At 74.0% G+C, this 20461-nt stretch carries 22 protein-coding genes; 5 read left to right on the top strand and 17 right to left on the bottom strand.

Annotated elements, in window-relative coordinates; genetic code table 11:
• Positions 1–343: 343 nt before the first annotated feature.
• Entirely contained in the window at positions 344–1645 is a 1302-nt protein-coding gene (gene tyrS / locus ACTHLI_RS15300) for a tyrosine--tRNA ligase (RefSeq protein ID WP_440185492.1), read from the bottom strand.
• Between the two features lie 89 nt (positions 1646–1734).
• Here tyrS and ACTHLI_RS15295 point away from each other — a divergent pair, with 89 nt between their 5' ends.
• On the top strand, positions 1735–2334 hold the full coding sequence (locus tag ACTHLI_RS15295) for a DNA-binding protein (RefSeq protein ID WP_440185490.1): 600 nt from the start codon (positions 1735–1737) through the stop codon (positions 2332–2334).
• Between the two features lie 16 nt (positions 2335–2350).
• Complete coding sequence (locus ACTHLI_RS15290) at positions 2351–2905, top strand: hypothetical protein (protein WP_440185488.1); 555 nt, start codon at positions 2351–2353, stop codon at positions 2903–2905.
• On the opposite strand, the gene ACTHLI_RS15285 is transcribed toward ACTHLI_RS15290, so the two are convergent.
• Genes ACTHLI_RS15285 through ACTHLI_RS15240 form a run of 10 tightly spaced genes read right to left on the bottom strand, consistent with a single transcriptional unit; the run spans position 2892 to position 11720 of the window.
• Positions 2892–3506 carry a DNA-3-methyladenine glycosylase gene (locus ACTHLI_RS15285; RefSeq protein ID WP_440185486.1) on the bottom strand — a complete coding sequence of 205 codons (615 nt, stop codon included), beginning with the start codon at positions 3504–3506 and terminating at the stop codon, positions 2892–2894. The two genes, ACTHLI_RS15290 and ACTHLI_RS15285, sit on opposite strands and share 14 nt — an antisense overlap.
• A gap of 2 nt (positions 3507–3508) precedes the next feature.
• Complete coding sequence (locus tag ACTHLI_RS15280; protein ID WP_440185484.1) at positions 3509–3706, bottom strand: hypothetical protein; 198 nt, start codon at positions 3704–3706, stop codon at positions 3509–3511.
• On the bottom strand, positions 3703–5127 hold the full coding sequence (gene argH, locus ACTHLI_RS15275) for an argininosuccinate lyase (RefSeq protein ID WP_440185482.1): 1425 nt from the start codon (positions 5125–5127) through the stop codon (positions 3703–3705). The genes ACTHLI_RS15280 and argH overlap by 4 nt, the downstream gene beginning before the upstream one ends.
• A 28-nt stretch (positions 5128–5155) precedes the next feature.
• On the bottom strand, positions 5156–6079 hold the full coding sequence (gene argF / locus ACTHLI_RS15270; protein WP_440185480.1) for an ornithine carbamoyltransferase: 924 nt from the start codon (positions 6077–6079) through the stop codon (positions 5156–5158).
• Positions 6080–6123: 44 nt separating this feature from the next.
• The gene (locus ACTHLI_RS15265; RefSeq protein WP_440185478.1) at positions 6124–6822 is read right to left on the bottom strand and encodes a GDSL-type esterase/lipase family protein; all 699 of its coding nucleotides are present in this window, start codon (positions 6820–6822) and stop codon (positions 6124–6126) included.
• Positions 6823–6865: 43 nt separating this feature from the next.
• On the bottom strand, positions 6866–8047 hold the full coding sequence (locus tag ACTHLI_RS15260; protein WP_440185476.1) for an acetylornithine transaminase: 1182 nt from the start codon (positions 8045–8047) through the stop codon (positions 6866–6868).
• Positions 8044–8952 carry an acetylglutamate kinase gene (gene argB, locus ACTHLI_RS15255; RefSeq protein WP_440185506.1) on the bottom strand — a complete coding sequence of 303 codons (909 nt, stop codon included), beginning with the start codon at positions 8950–8952 and terminating at the stop codon, positions 8044–8046. The genes ACTHLI_RS15260 and argB overlap by 4 nt, the downstream gene beginning before the upstream one ends.
• 31 nt (positions 8953–8983) lie before the next feature.
• A complete protein-coding gene (gene argJ, locus ACTHLI_RS15250; RefSeq protein ID WP_440185474.1) occupies positions 8984–10135 on the bottom strand; it encodes a bifunctional glutamate N-acetyltransferase/amino-acid acetyltransferase ArgJ in 1152 nt (383 codons plus the stop codon).
• Positions 10132–11175: an N-acetyl-gamma-glutamyl-phosphate reductase gene (argC, locus tag ACTHLI_RS15245; protein ID WP_440185472.1), complete on the bottom strand. Its 1044-nt coding sequence runs from the start codon at positions 11173–11175 to the stop codon at positions 10132–10134. The genes argJ and argC overlap by 4 nt, the downstream gene beginning before the upstream one ends.
• A gap of 59 nt (positions 11176–11234) precedes the next feature.
• Positions 11235–11720 carry an FBP domain-containing protein gene (locus ACTHLI_RS15240; protein ID WP_440185470.1) on the bottom strand — a complete coding sequence of 162 codons (486 nt, stop codon included), beginning with the start codon at positions 11718–11720 and terminating at the stop codon, positions 11235–11237.
• A 138-nt stretch (positions 11721–11858) separates the two neighbouring features.
• Here ACTHLI_RS15240 and ACTHLI_RS15235 point away from each other — a divergent pair, with 138 nt between their 5' ends.
• Positions 11859–12338 (top strand): N-acetyltransferase family protein, encoded by a 480-nt coding sequence (locus ACTHLI_RS15235; RefSeq protein WP_440185468.1) that lies wholly within the window; start codon positions 11859–11861, stop codon positions 12336–12338.
• A gap of 6 nt (positions 12339–12344) precedes the next feature.
• Here ACTHLI_RS15235 and pheT read toward each other — a convergent pair whose 3' ends face one another.
• On the bottom strand, positions 12345–14852 hold the full coding sequence (gene pheT / locus ACTHLI_RS15230; protein WP_440185466.1) for a phenylalanine--tRNA ligase subunit beta: 2508 nt from the start codon (positions 14850–14852) through the stop codon (positions 12345–12347).
• Complete coding sequence (pheS, locus tag ACTHLI_RS15225) at positions 14849–15889, bottom strand: phenylalanine--tRNA ligase subunit alpha (RefSeq protein WP_440185464.1); 1041 nt, start codon at positions 15887–15889, stop codon at positions 14849–14851. Before pheS ends, pheT begins: the two co-directional genes overlap by 4 nt.
• An 85-nt stretch (positions 15890–15974) precedes the next feature.
• Between pheS and ACTHLI_RS15220 the strand changes: the two genes are divergently transcribed.
• Positions 15975–16469, top strand: coding sequence for an SRPBCC family protein (locus ACTHLI_RS15220; protein WP_440185462.1), 495 nt, complete (start codon positions 15975–15977; stop codon positions 16467–16469).
• Positions 16470–16497: 28 nt separating this feature from the next.
• On the top strand, positions 16498–17349 hold the full coding sequence (locus ACTHLI_RS15215; protein WP_440185460.1) for an EamA family transporter: 852 nt from the start codon (positions 16498–16500) through the stop codon (positions 17347–17349).
• A 37-nt stretch (positions 17350–17386) separates the two neighbouring features.
• On the opposite strand, the gene ACTHLI_RS15210 is transcribed toward ACTHLI_RS15215, so the two are convergent.
• The 4 genes from ACTHLI_RS15210 to rplT all read right to left on the bottom strand — a co-directional run bounded on the left by ACTHLI_RS15210 (position 17387) and on the right by rplT (position 20456).
• A complete protein-coding gene (locus ACTHLI_RS15210) occupies positions 17387–18619 on the bottom strand; it encodes an RNA polymerase sigma factor (RefSeq protein ID WP_440185458.1) in 1233 nt (410 codons plus the stop codon).
• Positions 18595–19014, bottom strand: coding sequence for a YciI family protein (locus ACTHLI_RS15205; RefSeq protein ID WP_440185456.1), 420 nt, complete (start codon positions 19012–19014; stop codon positions 18595–18597). The genes ACTHLI_RS15210 and ACTHLI_RS15205 overlap by 25 nt, the downstream gene beginning before the upstream one ends.
• Positions 19015–19094: 80 nt before the next feature.
• Complete coding sequence (locus ACTHLI_RS15200) at positions 19095–19883, bottom strand: TrmH family RNA methyltransferase (RefSeq protein WP_440185454.1); 789 nt, start codon at positions 19881–19883, stop codon at positions 19095–19097.
• A 186-nt stretch (positions 19884–20069) separates the two neighbouring features.
• Positions 20070–20456: a 50S ribosomal protein L20 gene (gene rplT / locus ACTHLI_RS15195; protein ID WP_440185452.1), complete on the bottom strand. Its 387-nt coding sequence runs from the start codon at positions 20454–20456 to the stop codon at positions 20070–20072.
• Positions 20457–20461 lie beyond the last annotated feature (5 nt).

Here is a 20461-nt window from a genome sequence, read left to right as displayed (position 1 = left end):
CAATTCAATCCAAAGGAATCTCAACCAGCCGAAACTGGACGAGGTTTATTGGCATTGACAATTGTGCACGCTGTTGAGTTCTCAAGGATCGGCCGCACATCACCCACCAGGCTCACACCCAGCAGCACGAGGCGCCTCGATCGGTCGCGTCCCTCTCCAGCGAACTGCGTTCGCAGGAGATGGTCTTCGACCGGTGCCGCGCAGTGGGCGGAGAACCGAGGCTCAGGCCTCTTGGCTCATCCGCGGCGTCGCGCTGACAGGAAGAGACATTACGGGACGCGTCACCGGTTGGCAAATCGCGGGAGACCGCGGGGCGTGTCGCGCCCTCCGGCCCCGTCCGCGTTCACGACGCCGTCACCGCGGCCAGGGTCCGCTTCCCGCGACGGAGCACCGCGAACCGGCCGTGCAGGAGGTCGTCCTCCCCCAGGACCTCGTCCTCGCCGGCCACCCTCCGGTTGTTGACGGAGACCCCGCCCTGGGCGATCGCGCGGCGCGCCTCCCCGTTCGATCTCGCGAGGCCGGTCGCGACGAGGAGCACGTCGATCCGGTCACCGGCGACGCCGGCAGCACCGGGGAGCTCGGCGAGCGCGGCGGCGAGGGTCGCCGGGTCGATCGCGGCGAGGTCGCCCGATCCGAACAGCGCCGCGGACGCGTCGCGGGCCGCGTCGGCGGCCAGGTCGCCGTGCACCATGGCCGTGACCTCCCAGGCGAGCCGCCGCTGCGCCTCCCTGGCGCCCGGCCGTTCTCGGCGTGCCGCATCGAGTGCGTCCAGCTCGGCTCTGGTCAGGAACGAGTAGGCCTTCAGCCGGTCGATCACGTCCTCGTCGCTCGTGTTCAGCCAGAACTGGAAGAACGCGTACGGGCTCGTCAGCTCCGGGTCGAGCCAGATCGCGTTGCCCTCGCTCTTGCCGAACTTCGTCCCGTCGCTGTTCGTGATGAGCGGCGTGCCGATCGCGTGGACGGACGCTCCCTCCGCCCGGTGGATCAGGTCGATGCCGCTCGTGAGGTTGCCCCACTGGTCGCTGCCGCCCGTCTGGAGCACGCAGCCCCTGCTGCGGTACAGTTGGAGGAAGTCGTAGGCCTGGAGGATCTGGTAGCTGAACTCGGTGTAGTTGATCCCGGCCTCGGAGTTGAGCCGTGCGGACACCGCGTCCTTCTTGATCATCGTGCCCACGCGGAAGTGCTGGCCGATGTCCCGCAGGAAGTCGATCGCGGACAGCCCGTCGGTCCAGTCGAGGTTGTTCACGATCTCGGCGGGCGCATCGCCCTCGAAGTCGAGGAAGCGCGCGACCTGCTCGGCGATCGCGACCACCTGCCTGGCGATCTGCTCGCGCGACTGCAGGACCCGCTCCGCGGTGGGTCGCGGGTCGCCGATCAGGCCCGTGGACCCGCCGACCAGACCGAGTGGGCGGTGGCCGGCGAGCTGCAGTCGTCGCAGCACGAGGATCTGGAGCAGGTTGCCGAGGTGGAGGCTCGGCGCCGAGGGATCGAACCCGCAGTAGGCCGTGATCGGACCCCCGGCGAGCACGGCGGCGAGCGCCTCCTCATCGGTGGAGACGTGCACGAGGCCGCGCCAGCGCAGCTCCTCCCACAGCGACGGGAAACTCGGGTCGTTGTGCTGGCGGGCGAGCGCGGGCGAGGGCACGCATCGACGCTAGCAGCGGGTCCGGCGCCGTATCCGCTCATCAAGCCCAGGGGCTTGTGTTCCATGAAACAAGCACGTAGGCTTGACGAATGTTCGTCTTGACCGTGGACCAGGTCGACAGCCGGCGGAGCGACGAGGACGCGGTCGCCCCGATCCTGGCTGCGCGCGACGACTGGCGCGAGCGGGGCGCCGTGCTGGGACCCGATCGCACGGCCGGCGACGAGTTCCAGCTCCTGTACGCCACGGCCGCACCGGCGCTCGACGCCGCCCTGCGCCTCCACCGCACCGGGCTCTGGAGCATCGGCATCGGCGTCGGCGCGGTGGTCGTCCCCCTGCCGTCGAGCACGGGGGCGGGCCGCGGCGACGCCTTCGTGTCGGCGAGGGCGGCGGTGGAGTCCGCGAAGCGGTCGCCGAACCGGCTGGCCGTCGCCGCCGCCGACACCCGCGCGGCGCGGGGAGACGGTGCCCTGATCGGTCTGCTCCTCGAGGTGCGGTCCCGCCGCACACCGGAGGGGTGGGAGGTCGCCGACCTCGTCGAGGAGGGCCTCTCCCAGGCCGCGATCGCGGAACGGCTGGGCGTGACGCCGCAGGCGATCAGCCTCCGGGTCCGCGCCGCGGCGGTGCGCCTCGAGCGGGACGCGGTGCCGGCGCTCGAGCAGGTGCTCGCCGAGCTCGACGTCCCCGGATGACCCTACGATCGCCCGGGTGAGTTCCCTCGGGTCGTTCCTGTACGCGCTCGGCTGGTTCCTCTACGTGATCTGCCCGGTCGCCGCGGCGGTCGTGTCGATCGTGGCGTGGCGGACCAGGGCGCGGATCGCCACGCTGGTCGCGGTGGTGCTGCTCGCGGTGACGCTGCTCGTCGCGGCGATCCTCCCGGAGGCCGCGCCGGCGCTGGTCACCGCGGTGACCACCCTCGCAGCCCTGGTCGTCGCGGTCGCCGGCGGCAGCCCGGTCGTGCGGCTGCTGCTCGACCGGACGGCCTTCGACGAGCAGGAGGGGGTCCACGGCGGGATCGTGGTCGGCGAGCGCGAGGTGCTGCGGGGCGGTGAGGTCATCGGCCTCCTCGAACGGCTCGCCGTCGCGGGCGCGATCGTGGCGGGCGTGCCGGAGGCGCTGGCCGTCATCATCGCGATCAAGGGCGTCGGCCGCTTCACGGAGCTGGACAACGGGCCCGTCCGCGAGCGCTTCATCGTCGGCACGCTCGGCAGCTGGATCTGGGCGGCCGCCGCGGCGGGGCTCGTCCTGCTCACGCGCTCCTGACGCGCGCCACCGCAGGGCGGTACGCGGACACGGTCGGCTCCCCCGCGATGCGGAACCGCCACGGGTAGGCATCCGATCCGCCCTCCCCCGACACGCCGACGCGTGGGCCGGCCACGATCCGCGCCGCGTCCTCGGGATCCGGGTCGATCGAGAAGGCCTCCCCGGCGAGCACGTCCGCACCGTCGTCCGCGAGCGTGATTCCGAGCGCCGAGGCGAGGTTCGCGGGACCGCGCGCGAGCCGCGTCGCGGGGACCCCGCCCCGCCTGAAGGAGGCGAGCTCCGCTCCGGCCACGACCTCCCCGGCGCGCAGGAGCACGGCCGCAGCCCGGCCCTCCGGCAGGCAGACCAGGTTCGCGCAGGTGTGCATGCCGTACGTGAAGTACGTGTAGAGCAGTCCGGGTCGGCCGAACATCGTGGCGTTGCGGCGCGTGCGGCCGCGGTGGGCGTGCGAACCCGGGTCCTGCCCCTCCCCCTCGTACGCCTCCACCTCCGTGAGGCGCACCGCGACGGTGCCGTCCGAGCTCCGGTGCGCGAGCACGGCCCCGAGGAGCATGGGCGCGACCTCGAGCGCGGGCGCCTCGAGCGCCTGCCGCAGGTCCACGGTCAGTGCGAGGGGAGGGCGAACAGGAAGCCGTGCAGCCCCGCGTACACGAGCGCGACGGCGAGGATCACCACCGCCACCGCGATCACCCCTCGGATGACCCACGGGCTCGACCAGCGGCCCGCCCGCCCTTCGCCGTACCGCCCTTCGCGGTGGGGGGACGGCCGCCCAGCGGGGCCACCGTTCGGCCGCCGGCTCACGGGAGCCTCGCCTCCGCCTCGCGCACCCGTTCGGTGAGCGCGGCGAGCTGCCTCCTGACGCGGTCCGGCGCGGTGCCGCTCACGCCTGTGCGGCTCGCGACCGAGCCCTCGACCGTCAGCACCGAGCGCACCTCCGGGGTCAGGGCCGGGGACACCCGGCGCAGCTCCTCGTCGTCCAGCCCGTCGAGCCCGACGCCCTTCGCCTCCGCCGCCGCCACGAGCGCCCCGGAGATCTCGTGCGCGTCCCGGAACGGCACGCGCTGCTGCACGAGCCACTCGGCCACATCGGTGGCGAGCGAGAAGCCCTCCGGCGCGGAGGCCGCCATCCGGTCGACGTCGAACCGGAGGGTCGCGATGAGGCCCGTCATCGCGGGCAGGAGCGTCTCGAGCGTGATCACCTGGTCGAAGACCGGCTCCTTGTCCTCCTGCAGGTCGCGGTTGTACGCGAGCGGCAGGCCCTTCAAGGTGGTGAGGAGGCCGGTCAGATCGCCGACGAGCCTGCCCGCCTTGCCGCGCGCCAGCTCGGCGATGTCGGGGTTCTTCTTCTGCGGCATGATCGACGACCCCGTGGACCAGGAGTCGTGGAGGCGCGCGAAGCCCACGTCGCGGGTCGACCAGAGGATCACGTCCTCCGCGAGGCGGGAGAGGTCGACGCCGATCATGGCGGCGACGAACGCGAACTCCGCGCCCACGTCGCGGGCCGCGGTGCCGTCCATCGAGTTCTCGACCGTGCGGGAGAAGCCGAGCCGGTGCGCGACGAGCTCGTCGTCGAGGCCGAGGCTCGAGCCGGCGAGCGCCCCCGATCCGTACGGGGACTGGTCCGCGCGCCGTGCCCAGTCGCCGAGCCGCTCGAGGTCGCGCACGAGCGGCCACGCGTGGGCGAGCAGGTGGTGGGCGAGCAGCACCGGCTGGGCGTGCTGGAGGTGGGTGCGGCCCGGGAGGATCGCGCCGAAGGTGTCGTCCGCCTGCGCGGCCAGCGCGTCGATCAGGTCGACGAGGTGCAGCCCGATCGCGCGCACGTGGTCGCGGAGGTACAGCCGGATGAGCGTCGCGATCTGGTCGTTGCGGCTGCGACCGGCTCGCAGGCGGCCGCCGAGCTCCGCACCCGCCTCCTCGAGGAGCGCCTGCTCGAGCACCGCGTGCACGTCCTCGTCCTCCGCCCCGGGGACCAGCGAGCCGTCCGCCACGCGGGCGTCGACGCGGTCGAGCGCCGCGATCAGGCCCTCGAAGTCATCCGCCGTGAGGTACCCGCCCGCCGCGAGCGCCTCCGCGTGCGCCTTGGAGCCCTGCACGTCGTAGCGGGCGAGCGCCCAGTCGAAGTGCGTCGATCGGGACAGCGCCCGCAGGGCGTCGGACGGCCCGGAGGCGAAGCGACCACCCCAGAGGGAGCCGGTGTTGGTGCCCTGATGGTCGCCGCTCATGGTGCGTAGAACCCTATCGAGTGGTCGATCAGGCGCGCTCGAGGAGCCAGATCAGGAGGGCCTTCTGGGCGTGCAGGCGGTTCTCCGCCTCGTCCCAGATCACGCTCTGCGGCCCGTCGATGACCTCGGGCGCCACCTCGAACCCGCGGTCGGCGGGCAGGCAGTGCAGGAAGAGCGCATCGGCGGCGGCCTCGGCCATGAGCGCGGGCGTCACCTGGTACGGCGAGAGCGCCTCGACCCGGACGGCCTTCTCGTCCTCCCGCCCCATCGACACCCAGGTGTCGGTGACCACGACGTCGGCGCCCGCGACCGCCTCGACGGGGTCGTGCGTGAGCGTCACCGAGCCGCCGGTACCCGCAGCGATCCGGCGGGCGTCGTCGACGACGGCCGCCACCGGCGGGTACGCCTCGGGGAAGGCGATGCGCACGTGCATCCCCGCCGTGGCGCCCGCCAGCAGGTAGCTGTGCACCATGTTGTCCGAGCCGTCGCCGACGAACGCGACGGTGAGCCCGGCGAGGCGCCCCTTGTGCTCGCGGATCGTGAGCAGGTCCGCCAGCAGCTGGCACGGGTGGAAGTCGTCCGAGAGCGCGTTCACGACGGGCACGGTGGTGCCGGCCGCCATCTCCTCGAGGCCCGCCTGCGCATAGGTGCGCCAGACGATCGCGGAGACCATCCGCTCGAGCACCCTCGCCGTGTCGGCGGGCGTCTCCTTGCCGCCGAGCTGGCTGTTCGCGGTCGAGATGATGAGCGGGCTGCCGCCGAGGTCGGCGATGCCGACGGCGAAGCTCACCCTGGTGCGCGTCGAGGACTTGTCGAACACGACCGCCACGGTCTGCGGGCCCTCGAGCGGGCGCCTCCCCCATCGGTCCGCCTTCACCTCGGCCGCGAGGTCGAGGATCTCGGTCTGCTCGAGCGGGCTCAGGTCGTCGTCGCGGAGGAAGTGGCGGGTCACCGGTCAACGCTATTGGGGACGGCGCGGATCGGCCGAATCGGCGCTCAGTCGTCGAGGTCGGCGACGAACCGGAGCCGGAGGGCCGCCGCGAGCCGGAGGCCCAGGTACTGCTGCCCTGACCGCGTCGGGTGGTGGGTGGTGGGATCGATGACCGCGTCGACCCGCGAGGGCGGGATCCAGTTCTCGTCGAGCATGGAGATGTACTCCACGCCCGCGGCCTCCGCCGCCCCGCCGATGGCGGCGTCGATGTCGCGCTGCCGCTCGGTCACGGGTGCGGGGTCCGGGCCGGGGCCGAGCAGCAGGATGCTGGCGTCCGGGAACCGCCGGCCGAGCACGGAGATCGTCGTCCGCACCGCCGCGGGCAGGGCGGCGAGGTCCTGGTCGTCGTCGTTGCTGCCGCCCTGCACCACGACGATCCGGTCGGTGCCGGTCGGCCCGGCCGCGCGCTGCACGTAGGTGCGGGCGCCGGCGTCGTTCAGGTAGCCGGTCCCGGAGACCGCGTCGACCGTGATCGGCCACCCGAGCGCGCTCGCCGCGACCTGACCGAGCGCGTTCGCCGGGTCCGCGTACAGTCCCGCGGCCCACGAGTCGCCGATGAGGTGGATCCGCCGCGTGCCGGGGCGCTGATCGCCTCCGGGGAGCACGGCGGCCGCCCCGGCGGTGGTGAGCCCGGTCACCACGCCCGCCGCGGCGAGGAGCGAGCCTCTGCGGGTCCACCGCCTCGCCCGATCGACGCCGCTCACGCCCCCATCTTGCCCCCGAAACCGTGGGGAGAGGATGACCGGGTCAGATCACGGCGAGTGCCGCCCGGAAGCGCTCCTCGAAGGCCGCGAGCTCCTCGTCGCCGACGATGAGCGGCGGCGCGATCCGCACCGATGTCGGGTTGACCGCGTTGACGATGAGCCCGGCTTCGAGCGCCGCTCCGGCGATCGCCGGGGCCGCACCCTCCACCGTGCCCACGCCGATGAGCAGCCCGCGACCGCGCACCTCGGTGACGGCGGAGGAGCGCATCGCCTCGATCCCGGCGCGGAGCTGCTCGCCCCGGCGCGCGGCGTTGCCGATCAGGTCGGCCCGCTCGATCTCGCCGAGCACGGCGTTCGCCGCGGCGGTGGCGAGCGGGTTGCCGCCGAAGGTGCTCCCGTGGTCACCGCGCTGCAGCAGTCCGCTGGCCGCACCGAACGTGACGAGGGCGCCGAGCGGGACGCCGCCCGCGATGCCCTTGGCGATCGTCACGGCGTCCGGCAGGACGCCCTCGTGCTGGTACGCGAACCAGGCGCCGGTGCGGCCGATGCCGGTCTGGATCTCGTCCACGATCAGGAGGGCGCCGTGGCGCTCGGTGATCCGCCTCGCCGCGGTCAGGTAGCCGTCGGGCAGCGGTACGACGCCCGTCTCGCCCTTGATGGGCTCCACGATGAGCGCCGCGACGTCGTCGCGGATCGCGGCCTCGAGCGCCTCGACGGTGCTGTCGATGTGCTCGACGCCTGCGGGCAGCGGGAGGAACGGCTCCTGCAGCGCCGGCTTGCCGGTCAGGGCCAGCGCGCCCATGGTGCGGCCGTGGAAGGCGTTCCGCAGCGCCAGGATCCGCGGCCGGCCGGTGCGCCTCGCGAGCTTGAACGCGGCCTCGTTCGCCTCCGCGCCGGAGTTGCCGTAGTAGACGCGGCCGTCCTCCCCCGCGCCGGTGATCCGCTTCAGCCGCTCAGCGAGCTCGAGCTGGGACGGGCTCGCGAAGTAGTTCGAGATGTGCACCAGCTTCGCGACCTGGGTGCTCACCGCCTCGACCACCACCGGGTGCGCGTGGCCGAGGGAGTTCACGGCGATGCCGCCGAGGAAGTCGAGGTAGCGGGTGCCCTCGTCGTCCCACACCCAGCAGCCGTCGCCGCGGACGAGCTGGCGGAGGGGCGGCGCGTAGCTCGCCATGAGGTCGTGCGCGTGCCGCTCGCGCCAGTCCGTCGTCGTCGCCGTCGTCATCCGGGGACCACCTCCGTGCCGATGCCGCTGCCCGTGAACACCTCGAGCAGCACGGAGTGCGGGACTCGGCCGTCGATCACGGCCGCCTTCGGCACTCCGCCGACGACCGCCTCCAGGCACGCGGTCATCTTGGGGATCATGCCCGACTCGAGCGACGGCAGCATCGCCGTCAGCTCGGTCGCGGTCAGGCTCGAGACGAGGGAGTCGCGGTTCGGCCAGTCGGCGTACAGGCCGGGGACGTCGGTGAGCACCAAGAGCTTCTCGGCGCCGAGCGCGAGCGCGAGCGCCGCAGCCGCGCTGTCGGCGTTCACGTTGAGGGACTCGCCTGGGCGGTCGAGGTCCGGGGCGATCGTGGAGACGACGGGGATGCCGCCCGCGTCGAGCTGCGCGAGGACCGCGGTCGGGTCGACCTCGACGACGTCGCCGACCTGACCGAGGTCCACCTCGGCCCCGTCGACGACCGCGGTGCGCCGGCGACCGCCGAACAGGCCGCCGTCCTCCCCGGAGATCGCCGTCGCCATCGGCCCGTGCAGGTTGATCGCGCCGACGAGGTCCCGGCTCACGACGCCGGTCAGCACCATGCGGACGACGTCCATCACCTCGGGCGTGGTCACGCGGTAACCGCCGCGGAACTCGCTCGGGATGCCGAGCCTGCCGAGCATCGCGGAGATCTGCGGACCGCCGCCGTGCACGACGACGGGGCGCACACCGACCGTGCGGAGGTAGACCACGTCCTCGGCGAACGCCGCGGTGAGCGCGTCGTCGACCATGGCGTTGCCGCCGAACTTGATGACGACGACGCGGCCCGCGAAGCGCGTGATCCACGGCAGCGACTCGATGAGCACGGTGGCCTTGGCGGCCGCCTCCTCCGGCGTCGTCGTCTGGACGGGCAGAGCGCTCACGATGCGCCTCCGCCCCGTTGGCCGGACGGGAGCATCACGACGAGTAGGCCGAGTTCTCGTGGACGTAGTCGTGGGTGAGGTCGTTCGTCCAGACCGTCGCCGTCGCGTCACCCGCGTGGAGGTCGATGAGCACGTGCACGGCCCGGTCGGTGAGGTCGACGAGCGCGCGAGGCTGGTCCGGCTGACCGGCCCGGCACACCTGCACCCCGTTCATCGCGACGTCGATGCCGAACGGGTCGAACCGCGCCGAGGTCGTGCCGACGGCCGCCAGCACCCGCCCCCAGTTCGGATCGTTGCCGAACACGGCCGCCTTGAACAGGTTGCTGCGCGCGACCGCCCTGGCCACCTCGACGGCCTCGTCCTCGTCCGCGGCGTGCCGCACCTCGATCGCGATGTCGTGGGCCGCGCCCTCCGCGTCCGACTGCAGCTGCAGCGCGAGGTCCAGGCACACCTCGGTGAGGAGCGCCGTGAACTCGTCGAGGTCGGCCTGCACCCCGGAGGCGCCGGAGGCGAGCAGCGTGACCTGGTCGTTCGTGGACATGCACCCGTCGGAGTCGAGCCGGTCGAACGTCACCCTCGTCGCCGACCGGAGCGCGGCGTCGAGGTCGGCGGACTCGAGGTCCGCGTCCGTGGTGAGCACGACGAGCATCGTCGCGAGCCCCGGCGCGAGCATGCCGGCGCCCTTCGCCATCCCGCCGATCGTCCAGCCGGCGCCGCGGCGCACGGCCTGCTTCGCGCGCGTGTCCGTCGTCATGATCGCCCGTGCGGCGTCCGCGCCGCCGTCGGGGGCGAGCACGGCGACCGCACGGTGGACGCCCGCGACGACCTTGGAGGCGTCGAGCTGCTCGCCGATCAGGCCCGTCGAGCACACGAGCACGTCGCCCGGCGAGAGGTCGAGGGCGCGGCCCGCGGCCTCCGCGGTCTCGTGCACGACCTGGAACCCGAGCATGCCCGTGTAGCAGTTGGCGCCGCCGGAGTTGAGGACGATCGCGGACACCACGCCGTCCTTGATCACCTCCTTGCTCCACATGATCGGGTTCGCGGTGCACCGGTTGCTCGTGAACACGGCGGCCGCCGCGGCCGCCGGCCCGCGGTTGACGACGAGCGCGAGGTCCGGGCCCTCCCCCGATCGCAGTCCGGCCTCCACGCCGGCGGCTTCGAATCCTGCTGCTGCGGTGACGCTCATGGTGCCGTTCCGTCGATGGGGAGGCCCGCCCCCTCCGGCAGGCCGAGGGCGATGTTCGCCGACTGGATCGCCGCTCCCGCGGTGCCCTTCACGAGGTTGTCGAGCGCGGCGACGACGACGAGGCGCTCGGCGGCGGCGTCGACGGCGATGCCGATCAGGAGCGTGTTCGCGCCGATCGTGTGCTCGACGGCCGGGAACGCCCCGGCCGGCAGCACCCGCACGAACCGCTCGCCGCCGTAGGCGTCCGCGTATGCGGCGCGGATGCGGTCCTCGTCCGCGCCGGGAGCCAACCGCGCCGTGCAGGTCGCGAGGATGCCCCGCGCCATCGGCACGAGCACCGGGGTGAACGAGATCGTGCCCCGGACCCCGGTCGTCAGTGCGAGGTTCTGCAGGATCTCGGGGGTGTGCCGGTGGGTGCCACCGACCGCGTAGGCGTGCGCCGAGCCGAGCAGCTCGCTCGCGGACAGGTCGGCCCTGGTCGATCGGCCCGCGCCGGAGGGGCCGACGGCGAGCACCGCGACGAGGTCGCGCGGTTCGACGAGCCCGGCGGCGACCGCGGGAGCGAGCGCGAGGCTCACGGCGGAGGCGTTGCAGCCGGGTGCGGCGATCCGCCTCGTCGTGGCGAGGTCCGCCCGGAGACGACCTGCGGCGGTCGGCAGCTCGGGTACGCCGTACGTCCACGCGCCGTGCCACGGACCCGGGTAGAAGGCGTGCCAGTCGTCCTCGCTCGTGAGCCGGTGGTCGGCGCCGGCGTCGACGACGAGGACGTCGTCCGGCAGGGCCGCGGCGAGCGCGCCCGACTGCCCGTGGGGCAGCGCGAGGAACACGACGTCGTGCCCCGCGAGCACCTCCGGCGTCGTGTCCTGGAAGACGAGGTCGCCGCAGCTCAGCAGGTGCGGCTGCACCTCGCGGACCGTGCGGCCCACGCTCGAGTGGCCGGTGACCGTGACCACCTCGAGATCGGGGTGACCGGCGAGGAGCCGCAGCAGCTCCCCGCCCGCGTACCCGCTCGCCCCCGCGACGGCGACCCGGATGCTCACGCCCAGAGCCTAGCGAGCCGCGGCCGGGGCCCTCCCGCGGGACCCCGGCCGGGACGCGCTCAGCCCCGCACGGCCGCCGCGAAGCCCGCGGACCGCTCCCGGAGGGTGTGGATGCGCTCCTGCCGAGCCGCCTCGACGTCGAACCCGAGGTAGGCGACGGGCGGCGGCTTGCGGACGTTCGCGGAGCACTGGAAGGACTCGCAGACGAGCACGCCGACGGTGTCGCCCTTCCGTCCGGCGGCGCCCGCGCGCTTCGCGGTGTACAGCACGACGTCGTTCGGCAGGCGCACGTCCTGGCACCAGGAGCACTGGGCCCGGGCGAGCGGCGACGCCTCCGCCCGTCTGAGGACCACGCCGATCGGGCCGTCGGGGGCCGGGACGACGACGTAGGCGCGCTTGGCGAGCTTCGGGTCGCGCCAGCCGAGCAGGTCGAGCCGATCCCAGTCGAGGTCGGCGAAGTCGGCGGGCAGGGTCAGGTCGGACACCTCTTTCCGCGTGGCGTTCACGAACGCCGCGCGGACGGTGCCCTCGTGGAGGGCGAGCATGATGAACCGTTTCGGATGGAGTGGGTGAGCGTGCGGTCAGGAGCCGGACGACGCTCTGCCGTCGGCGGGACGACCGCCGACGACCTCCCTTCCGTGGTTCATGGCCCCCATTCTCGCGCATCGCGGCAGAGTGGGGGGATGAAGCCGTACGAGGTCCGCGCCCCTCGGCTGGACGAGCTGCGCGCGCTGGCCCTGCTGAAGGTCCGCTGGGCGGGGCTCGACCCGGAGCCGGACAAGGCCGCCGAGTGGGCGTACGCCGACCAGCTGGCGGCGTGGATGGACCGCATGGGCGACCGCATGATCTGCCGGGTCGCCGTCATGGGCGACACCCTGATCGGGATGGCGTGGCTCGTCGTCTTCGAGCGGGTCCCCGACTTCGAGGAGCGCAAGCGCAGGACCGGCGATCTGCAGAGCATCTACGTCGTGCCGGGCAAGCGCGGGCACGGGATCGGCCGAGCGCTGATCGAGGCCGTGTGCGCGGAGGCGGACCGCCGCGGCATCCCGAGGGTCACCGTGCGGTCCAGCACGGAGGCCGTCGCCCTGTACGAGGCAGCCGGCTTCCGCGCGTCGGCGCAGCTGCTGGAGCGCACGGCCGCCCCGGCGCCCCCCGCCGGCTGAGGCCTCCTACTCCCGGAGGTGGGCGCCGAGCCGCTCGGCGGCGACCGCGACACCGGCCTCCTTCGCGGCGGTCGCCTCGGCGGCGGTCAGCGTGCGGTCCGGCGCTCGGAACCGGAGCGCGAACGTGAGCGACTTCGCCCCGTCGGGGAGCCCGGCGCCCCGGTAGTCGTCGACGAGGTCGATCGCTTCGAGCAGCGCCCCTGCGCCCGCGACGAACGCGTCCGCGACGTCGCCGGCGGGCACGGCCGCGCCGACGACGAGCGACACGTCCTGCGTCGCGGCTGGCATGGTCGAGACGGGTACGAAGCCCGTCCCGGCCGGCGCGGCGGCGAGCAGCGCGTCGACGTCGATCTCGACGGCCGCGATCCGCCCGGGCACGTCCTCGACCGACCCCGGGAGGAGCTCCCCCGCGATGCCGACGACGACGGCGCCGACCAGCACCGCCGCGGTCCTGGTCGGGTGGAACCCGGCGGGGCCGGCCTCCTGCCGCAGGCGCACCCGGGCACCGACGGCGGCGCCGATCCGGACGGCCACGTCGACCGCGTCACGCCAGTCCACCGGTTCGGCGGCCTGCGCGGGGCCCTTCGGGATCCGGCCGCCGGACAGCACCACCGCGACGTGGGCGGGCTGCGGCGGGAGGTCGGTGGCGAGCCGCTCGAGCAGCTCAGGAGCGGGACGGGCGCCGATCGGCGGCAGCTCGGCCGTGCCGTACGAGGCGTGCGGGGCAGGCAGGAAGACGAGGCCGAGCTCGTACAGCGCGAGGTCGGTGCGGCCCCTTGCGCGGTTGCGCCGCACGGCGTCGAGCAGGCCGGGCAGGAGCGAGCGGCGCAGGAGGGGCGCGGAGGCGTCGAGGGGGTTCGCGACGCGCATCGAGGGCCCCGGCGCGTAGCGCTGCTGCTGCTCGACGGCGACGAGCGGGTACGACTGCACCTCGAATCCGCCGGTCGCGGCGAGCACGATGCCGATCGATCGACGGGCGCGCTGCGCGCGGGTGAGCCCCCGACCCGCGGGCGCCACGGGCAGCGCAGAGGGGATGCGGTCGTACCCGACGACCCGCACCACCTCCTCCACGAGGTCGACGGGCTCGAGCAGGTCGCGCCGCCAGGTGGGCGGCTGGACCAGCAGGCCCTCCTCCCCGCGCTCGACCGCGCACCCGAGGGCCTCGAGCGCGGCGATGGTCTCGGGCTCGCTGATGGCGGCGCCGGTTCGGCGCAGCACGGCGCCGTCCGGCAGCAGCACCGCGGACGGCGGCTCGGCGACGTCGAACCAGGTCTGCCCGGGGTCGGCGACGCCGCCCGCGTGCTCGACGAGCAGGTCCACGGCGCGCTGGGCCGCGGCCCGGGCGACGGCGGGGTCCACCCCGCGCTCGAACCGGCGGCTCGCCTCCGACGGCAGCTTGTGCCGCCGGGCGGTGCGCCCGATCGAGACCGGGTCGAAGTTGGCGGCCTCGATGACCACGTCGGTCGTCGTGCCGGAGATCTCGGTCTCGGCGCCGCCCATCACGCCGGCCAGGCCGATCGCGCGGGCGCCGTCGGTGATGACGAGATCCTCCGCGTCGAGCACGCGGTGCGCGCCGTCGAGCGTCGTGAGCGGCTCGCCCTGCTTGGCGCGGCGGACGCCGAGCGGGCCGTGCAGCGTCGCGAGGTCGTAGCCGTGCAGCGGCTGGCCGAGCTCGAGCATCACGTAGTTCGTGACGTCGACGGGGAGCGAGATGGAGCGCACCCCCGCGAGGCGCAGGCGGCTCGCCATCCACCGCGGGGTCGGGGCGGCCGGGTCGATCCCGCGCACCACGCGGGTCACGAACACCGAGCAGCCGGACCGCCCGCGGATCGGGGCCGCGTCGTCGACCGTGACCGGCACCGCGCCCTCGGTCGTGTCGGGAGGCGTCACGGCGAGCGCCGGGTCGCGGAAGGCGGCGCCGGTGGAGGCCCCGTACTCGCGCGCGATGCCGCGGATGGAGAGCGCGTACCCGCGGTCGGGCGTGACGTTGATCTCGACCGCCGCGTCGTCGAGCCCGAGCAGGGCGATCGCGTCCGTGCCGACCTCCGGGTCGAGCCCGAGCTCGGTGAGCCGGAGGATGCCCTCGTGCTCGTCCGAGAGGCCCAGCTCGCGGGCCGAGGCGATCATGCCGTCGGAGACGTGCCCGTAGGTCTTCCGCGCCGCGATCGGGAACGGGCCGGGCAGCACGCTGCCGGGCAGCGTGACCACGACCTTGTCGCCGACGAGGAAGTTGCCCGCACCGCAGACGACGCCGCGCACCGCGTCGCCGCCGTCTGCCGCCCGCTCGCCGTCGGGCGCGACGCGCACCGAGCACCAGCGGATCGTCTTGCCGTTCCGCTGCGGCTCCGGGGTGAACTCGAGCACCTCGCCGACGACGACGGGGCCGGAGAGCTCGCCGCCGTGCACGGTCTCCTCCTCGAACCCGACCCGCACGAGCGCCGCGTGCAGCGCCTCCGGCGTGGTCCCTGCGGGCAGGTCGACGTACTCGGCGAGCCAGCTGATCGGAACTCTCATCGGCTCACCAGCCCCCACTGGGCGGCGAAGCGCACGTCGCCCTCGATCATGTCCCGCATGTCGCTGAGCCCCTCGGCGAACTGCAGCGTGCGCTCGATGCCGAGACCGAACGCGAAGCCCTGGAACTCCTCCGGGTCGAGCCCCGCGGCGCGCAGCACGTTCGGGTGCACCATGCCGCAGCCGCCCCACTCGATCCAGCGCGCGCCGCCCTTGGCGCTCGGATGCCACACGTCCATCTCGGCGGACGGCTCCGTGAACGGGAAGAAGTTGGGGCGGAGGCGGATGCGCGCGGCGTCGCCGAACATCCGGCGCGCGAGGTGCTCGAGCGTGCCCCGGAGGTGCGCCATCGTGAGCCCGCGGTCGATCGCGATGCCCTCGAACTGGTTGAAGACCGGCAGGTGCGTCGCGTCGATCTCGTCGGTGCGGTAGACGCGGCCCGGACCGAGCACGTACAGCGGGGCCCCGCGCTCGATGAGGGAGCGCACCTGCACCGGGGAGGTCTGCGTCCGCATGACGAGGTGCGCGCCGACCGGCTCGACGAAGAGCGTGTCCTGCGGGCTCCGCGCCGGGTGGTCCGGGTCGATGTTGAGGGCGTCGAAGTTGAACCACTCGTGCTCGAGCTCAGGCCCCTCCGCGATCTCCCAGCCCATCGCGACGAACACGTCCTCGACGGTCTCCCGGACGAGTGTGAGCGGGTGGCGCGCGCCGGGACGCTGCCGCACCGGCGCAGCGGTCACGTCGACGCGCTCGGCCTCGAGGAGCGCGGCGCGCTCCACCTCCGCGAGCACCGCCTCCCTCGCCGCGACGGCGGCGGCCACCCGGCCGCGCGCCTGCCCGAGCAGCTTGCCCGCGGCCGGCTTCTCGGTGGGCGGCAGGTCGCGGATCATCGCGTTGAGACGGGCGAGCGCGGACGCCTCGCCCGTGTGGGCGATGCGGGCGGCCTTCAGCGCCGCGGTGTCGGGCGCGGCCTCGACCGCGGCGAGCGCCGCCTCGACCGCGGCGGACACCGTCTCCTCGGACAGCAGGGCGTCGGACACGGTCCGCAATCCTACGGAGGGTCGGCGCTTCCCCGATCCGAGGGGATGGTGCACGCTTCGATGCGTGTCGCTCCGAACACCCGGCATGTTGATCAGGCGCCCCGAGGTCGGGCCGTCCGCGACCGCGTTCGCGCGGAGTCCCCTGCCGCCCGCGGTCCTCCTCGACCGGATCGCGGCGTACCCGATCCCCGACATGTTCGTCGGCTGGCGGATGTTCCCCGCGGTCACGTCGGTCGACGACGTCGCGTGGGATCACGTGGGGGCGAGCCGGGTGCACTGGCTGGCGGACGGCGGCCGCGTCACGGAGACCATGGTCGAGTACGTGCCGGGCACGGGATTCGCGTACGAGCTGATCGGGTTCACCGACGTGTTCGGCCGGCTCGTCCACGGGGTGCGGGGCGAGTGGTCCGTGTCGCCGGACGGGGACGGCTCGATCGCGCGCTGGACCTGGGAGTTCGCGCCGCGACCGTTCCGGCGCCGGCTCATGGCCCTCGTCGTCGGGCCGCTCTGGAACGTGTACATGCGGCGCATGATCACCGCCGTGACCGCGGCCGTCTCGGCTGCGCCCGGGCGGGTCTGACCGCGCGCATCGGCTTGACTGTCCTCCCGTGGCGGTCGTGATCCTGGGGCTCGTCTCGTCGTTGCTCTACGGGGTCTCCGACTTCTTCGGCGCGGTCGGCTCCCGCACGCGCCCCGCGGCCGAGATCGCGTTCGGCGCGCTCGTCGTGAGCGGCGTCACGATCCTCCCGGCGTTCGCCCTGGTCGACTCGGCGTGGTCGTGGCGCGCGGTGGTGTTCGGCGCCCTCGCAGGAGCGTCGGCCGGGCTCGGCGTGCTCCTGCTGTACGCCGCGCTCGCGCTCGGCCCGGTCGGCTTCGTCTCCCCCGTCGTCGCCCTCATGTGCGCGGTGCTGCCGGCGCTCTGGGCGTTCGCCACCGGCGAGGCGATCGGCGGGTGGGGGCTCGCGGCGCTCGCCGCGATCGTGGTCGGCGGCGTGCTCATCGGGCTCGAACCGGACGCCGGCCTCCGGCCGAGCACCAGGACCGTGCTCCTCACCGTCGTGACCGGCGTCGTGTACGCGGCCTACTTCGTCTTCATGGACGCGACGCCGACCGACTCCGGCGCCGTCCCCCTGCTGAGCGACTCAGTCGCGGCGGCCGTGGCCGCGGGCGCCGTCGTGCTCGTCGGGTGTCGGCGGGGGCGGCGACCCGGGCGGGCCGGCCGGAGGGAGGTGCTGCTGACGATCGCCGCCGGGGTCACGCAGGGTGTTGCGACAGTGCTGCTCGTGATCGCGCTGCACCTGCCGGGGCTCGCGATCGTGTCCGCCCTGTCCGCGCTCTACCCGGTGACCACGGTCGGGCTCGCGATCGCGGTGCTGCACGAGCGGCTGCGCGCCCGGCATGCGATCGGCCTGCTCATCGCGGTGGCGGGCGTCGCCGGGCTGGCCCTCGCCCGCGGCTGACCCGCCCAGGACGAGGCGATCGCCCGCCTTCCTGCGGTCAGTGGGCGGCGGCCTTCGCGAGGAGCACCGCGCGGGTGCGCGCGTTGCGCGCGAGGTCGGCCCCCTCGGCGAAGGCGACGGCGGCCTCGGTCGTCCGGCCGGCCCGCGCGAGGAGCTCGCCGCGGACGCTCGGGAGGAGATGGCTGCCGCGCAGCGCACCCGCGGCCAGCAGCCCGTCCGCGATCGCGAGCCCCGCCTCCGGCCCCTCCGCCATCGCGACCGCCACCGCGCGGTTCAGTGCGACCACCGGGTTCGGTCCGAGCGCCTCGAGTCGCGTGTAGAGCTCCACGATCCGCGGCCAGTCCGTCGCCGCGACCGACGCGGCGATCGCGTGCTGCTCCGCGATAGCCGCCTGCAGCGCGGAGGCGTCGCGCGCCCGCCCCCGCGCCACCGCACGGCGCAGCGCCGCCCGCCCGCGCTCGATCTGTGCGCGGTCCCAGCGCGTGCGGTCCTGGTCCTCGAGGAGCACCGGCTCCCCGTCCCGTCCGCGGCGCGCACCGAACCGGGACGCCTGCAGCTCCATGAGCGCCACCAGGGCGTGCACCGCGGCCTCACGAGGCAGGAGGCCGGCGAGCACCCGCCCGAGTCGCAGCGCCTCCGCCGCGAGGTCGGGGCGCATCCATTCGTCGCCGCTCGTCGCCGCGTACCCCTCGGTGAAGAGGAGGTACACGACGCCGAGGACGCCCGCGAGGCGGCCACCCCACTCGGACGGCCCCGGCACCTCGTACGGCAGTCCGGCGAGCGCTTTCTTCGCGCGCGTGATCCGCGCCTGGACCGTCGGGATCGGCGCGAGGAGCAGGCGCGCGATCTCCTCGGTCGTGAGGCCGCTCACCACCCGCAGCGTCAGCGCGACCTGCGACTCGCGGGAGAGCGCCGGGTGGCAGGCGGTGAGGACGAGCCGGAGGACGTCGTCGCCGACCGGCTCCCACTCGTCGTCGGGCGCAGCGACCAGGTCCTGCGCGATCGCCCGGTACCGCGCGTCCAGCCGCTCGCGCCGCCGCCAGCCGTCGATGGCGCGGCGCTTCGCCACCGCGGTCAGCCAGGCGCCGGGGCTCCTGGGGACGCCGCTCGCCGGCCACTGCTCGAGCGCCTCGACGAGCGCCTCCTGCGCCAGGTCCTCGGCGAGGCCGAGGTCGCCGGTCATCCGCGCGAGCGTCCCGACGATGCGCGCGCTCTCGATGCGCCAGACGGCCTCGACCTCGGAGCTCACCCCGAGGCGGCCGCCCGCCACTGGATCTCCTTCTGGAGGTACTCGTTGTCCTCGTGCCCGGCGAAGTCGGATTCGTCGGTCACCCGGCGCACCTCGATCTTGTTGCCCTCGGTGAGCGGCGCGCGCTTCGCCCACTCCACCGCCTCCTGCAGGGTGGCGGCCTGGATCGTCCAGAAGCCGTTGAAGAGCTCGTGGGCCTCGCCGTAGGGGCCGTCGGTCACGATCGGCGCCTCGGCGGTGAACTCCACGACCGCACCCTGCGCCGCGTCCGCGAGCCCGTCACCGGCGAGCAGGACCCCGGCCTCGATCATCGCCTCGTTGAACCTGCCCATCGCGGTGATCACGGCGTCGAAGTCCATCTCCTCGAACCGCTCGACCGAACCGCTGTTCCGCATGATCAGCATGTACTTCGCCATCGTGTCCTCCTGTGGCGGGGCGCCGTGTGCGCATCCATGCCACCACGTCGAACGGGAACGCGCGAGATCGACATCGCCCTTCAGGCGCGGTGGGCGAAAGCGGAGGCGTAGAGGCAGACCGCGGCGGCGGTGCCGAGGTTCAGCGACTCGGCCGCGCCGTAGATCGGGACGGCGACCGTGCGGTCGGCGAGGCCGCGGGCCGTGTCGGAGAGGCCGTGCGCCTCGTTGCCGAACACCCACGCCGTCGGACCGGAGAGGTCGGTCCCGGGCAGCGGCTCGCCGTGCATGTCGGCCGCGAGCACCGCGAGCCCGGCGGCGCGCGCCTCGGCGAGCGCCGCCTCGATCGTCACGCCGGTCACGACCCTGAGGTGGAACAGCGAACCGGTCGTCGCGCGCACCACCTTCGGGTTGTACGGGTCGACGGAGGTGCCCGTGAGGATCACGACGTCCGCGCCCGCCGCGTCCGCGGCCCGGATGACGGTGCCGGCGTTACCGGGGTCGCGGACCTCGTCGAGCACGACCGCGAGGCGCGTCCCCTCGACGAACGCCTCCCGCAGCCGCACGGGCGTCTGGTGCGCCACCGCGAGCACGCCCTGCGGCGTCCGCGTGTCCGCCATCGCGGCCAGCACCGCGTCGGTGACGAACTCCACCTCGATGCCCGCGGCGTGCGCCGCCTGCGCGAGCTCGGGGTGCCGGTCGAACCCGTCGGAGGTGCAGTACAACTCCTCGACGGTCGCGGCGGCGTGCGCGAGCAGCTCCCGGACGACCTGCGGGCCCTCCATCAGCGCGAGACCGGTCTCCTCGCGCTCCGGGCGCTGCTTCAGGCGCGCCACCCGCTTGACCGTCGGGTTCTTCGTGGACTCGATCATGTGCATCTCCGGTTCCGGTGCGGTCAGCACCTCGGCAGGCCGATCCCGCTTCGACAGGCCGGGCGGCGGCCCGGCAGCCTGCCGAAGGCGCTCAGGCCTGCCGACGTGCTCTTGGCGCGGTGGCGGTGGGGAAAAACGGGACGAGCCCGGCCGATCGGCCGGGCTCGTCCGAGGTGCTGCTGCGCGTCAGGCCGTGGCGGCCGGAGCGGAGGTGTCGGCCGGGAGGGCCGCCTTCGCCGTCGCCACGAGGCCCGCGAACGTCGCGGGCTCGTTGACCGCGAGGTCCGCGAGGATGCGACGGTCGACCTCGACACCGGCCAGGTTCAGACCCTGGATGAACCGGTTGTAGGTGAGCCCGTTCGCACGGGACGCGGCGTTGATCCGCTGGATCCAGAGGCGACGGAAGTCGCCCTTCTTCTGGCGGCGGTCGCGGTACGCGTAGACGAGGGAGTGGGTGACCTGCTCCTTCGCCTTGCGGTAGAGGCGCGACCGCTGACCGCGGTATCCCTCTGCGCGCTCGAGGATGACCCGACGCTTCTTCTGCGCATTGACGGCGCGCTTGACCCTGGCCATGTCTG

It is taken from the genome of Amnibacterium sp. (assembly GCF_051956055.1).
Taxonomy (GTDB): domain Bacteria; phylum Actinomycetota; class Actinomycetes; order Actinomycetales; family Microbacteriaceae; genus Amnibacterium.
The sequence above is the reverse complement of the archived record's forward strand: the minus strand, read 5'-3'. Positions and strand labels throughout refer to the sequence as shown.

Excerpts from the sequence above, each read along its gene's own strand:
- ACTHLI_RS15295 (WP_440185490.1), top strand. The coding sequence starts at position 1,735 with ATGTTCGTCTTGACCGTGGACCAGGTCGACAGCCGGCGGAGCGACGAG.
- argH (WP_440185482.1), bottom strand. The coding sequence starts at position 5,127 with ATGAGCGGCGACCATCAGGGCACCAACACCGGCTCCCTCTGGGGTGGT.
- ACTHLI_RS15260 (WP_440185476.1), bottom strand. The coding sequence starts at position 8,047 with ATGACGACGGCGACGACGACGGACTGGCGCGAGCGGCACGCGCACGAC.
- argJ (WP_440185474.1), bottom strand. The coding sequence starts at position 10,135 with ATGAGCGTCACCGCAGCAGCAGGATTCGAAGCCGCCGGCGTGGAGGCC.
- ACTHLI_RS15240 (WP_440185470.1), bottom strand. The coding sequence starts at position 11,720 with ATGCTCGCCCTCCACGAGGGCACCGTCCGCGCGGCGTTCGTGAACGCC.
- ACTHLI_RS15235 (WP_440185468.1), top strand. The coding sequence starts at position 11,859 with ATGAAGCCGTACGAGGTCCGCGCCCCTCGGCTGGACGAGCTGCGCGCG.
- pheT (WP_440185466.1), bottom strand. The coding sequence starts at position 14,852 with ATGAGAGTTCCGATCAGCTGGCTCGCCGAGTACGTCGACCTGCCCGCA.
- ACTHLI_RS15220 (WP_440185462.1), top strand. The coding sequence starts at position 15,975 with ATGTTGATCAGGCGCCCCGAGGTCGGGCCGTCCGCGACCGCGTTCGCG.
- ACTHLI_RS15205 (WP_440185456.1), bottom strand. The coding sequence starts at position 19,014 with ATGGCGAAGTACATGCTGATCATGCGGAACAGCGGTTCGGTCGAGCGG.
- ACTHLI_RS15200 (WP_440185454.1), bottom strand. The coding sequence starts at position 19,883 with ATGATCGAGTCCACGAAGAACCCGACGGTCAAGCGGGTGGCGCGCCTG.
- rplT (WP_440185452.1), bottom strand. The coding sequence starts at position 20,456 with ATGGCCAGGGTCAAGCGCGCCGTCAATGCGCAGAAGAAGCGTCGGGTC.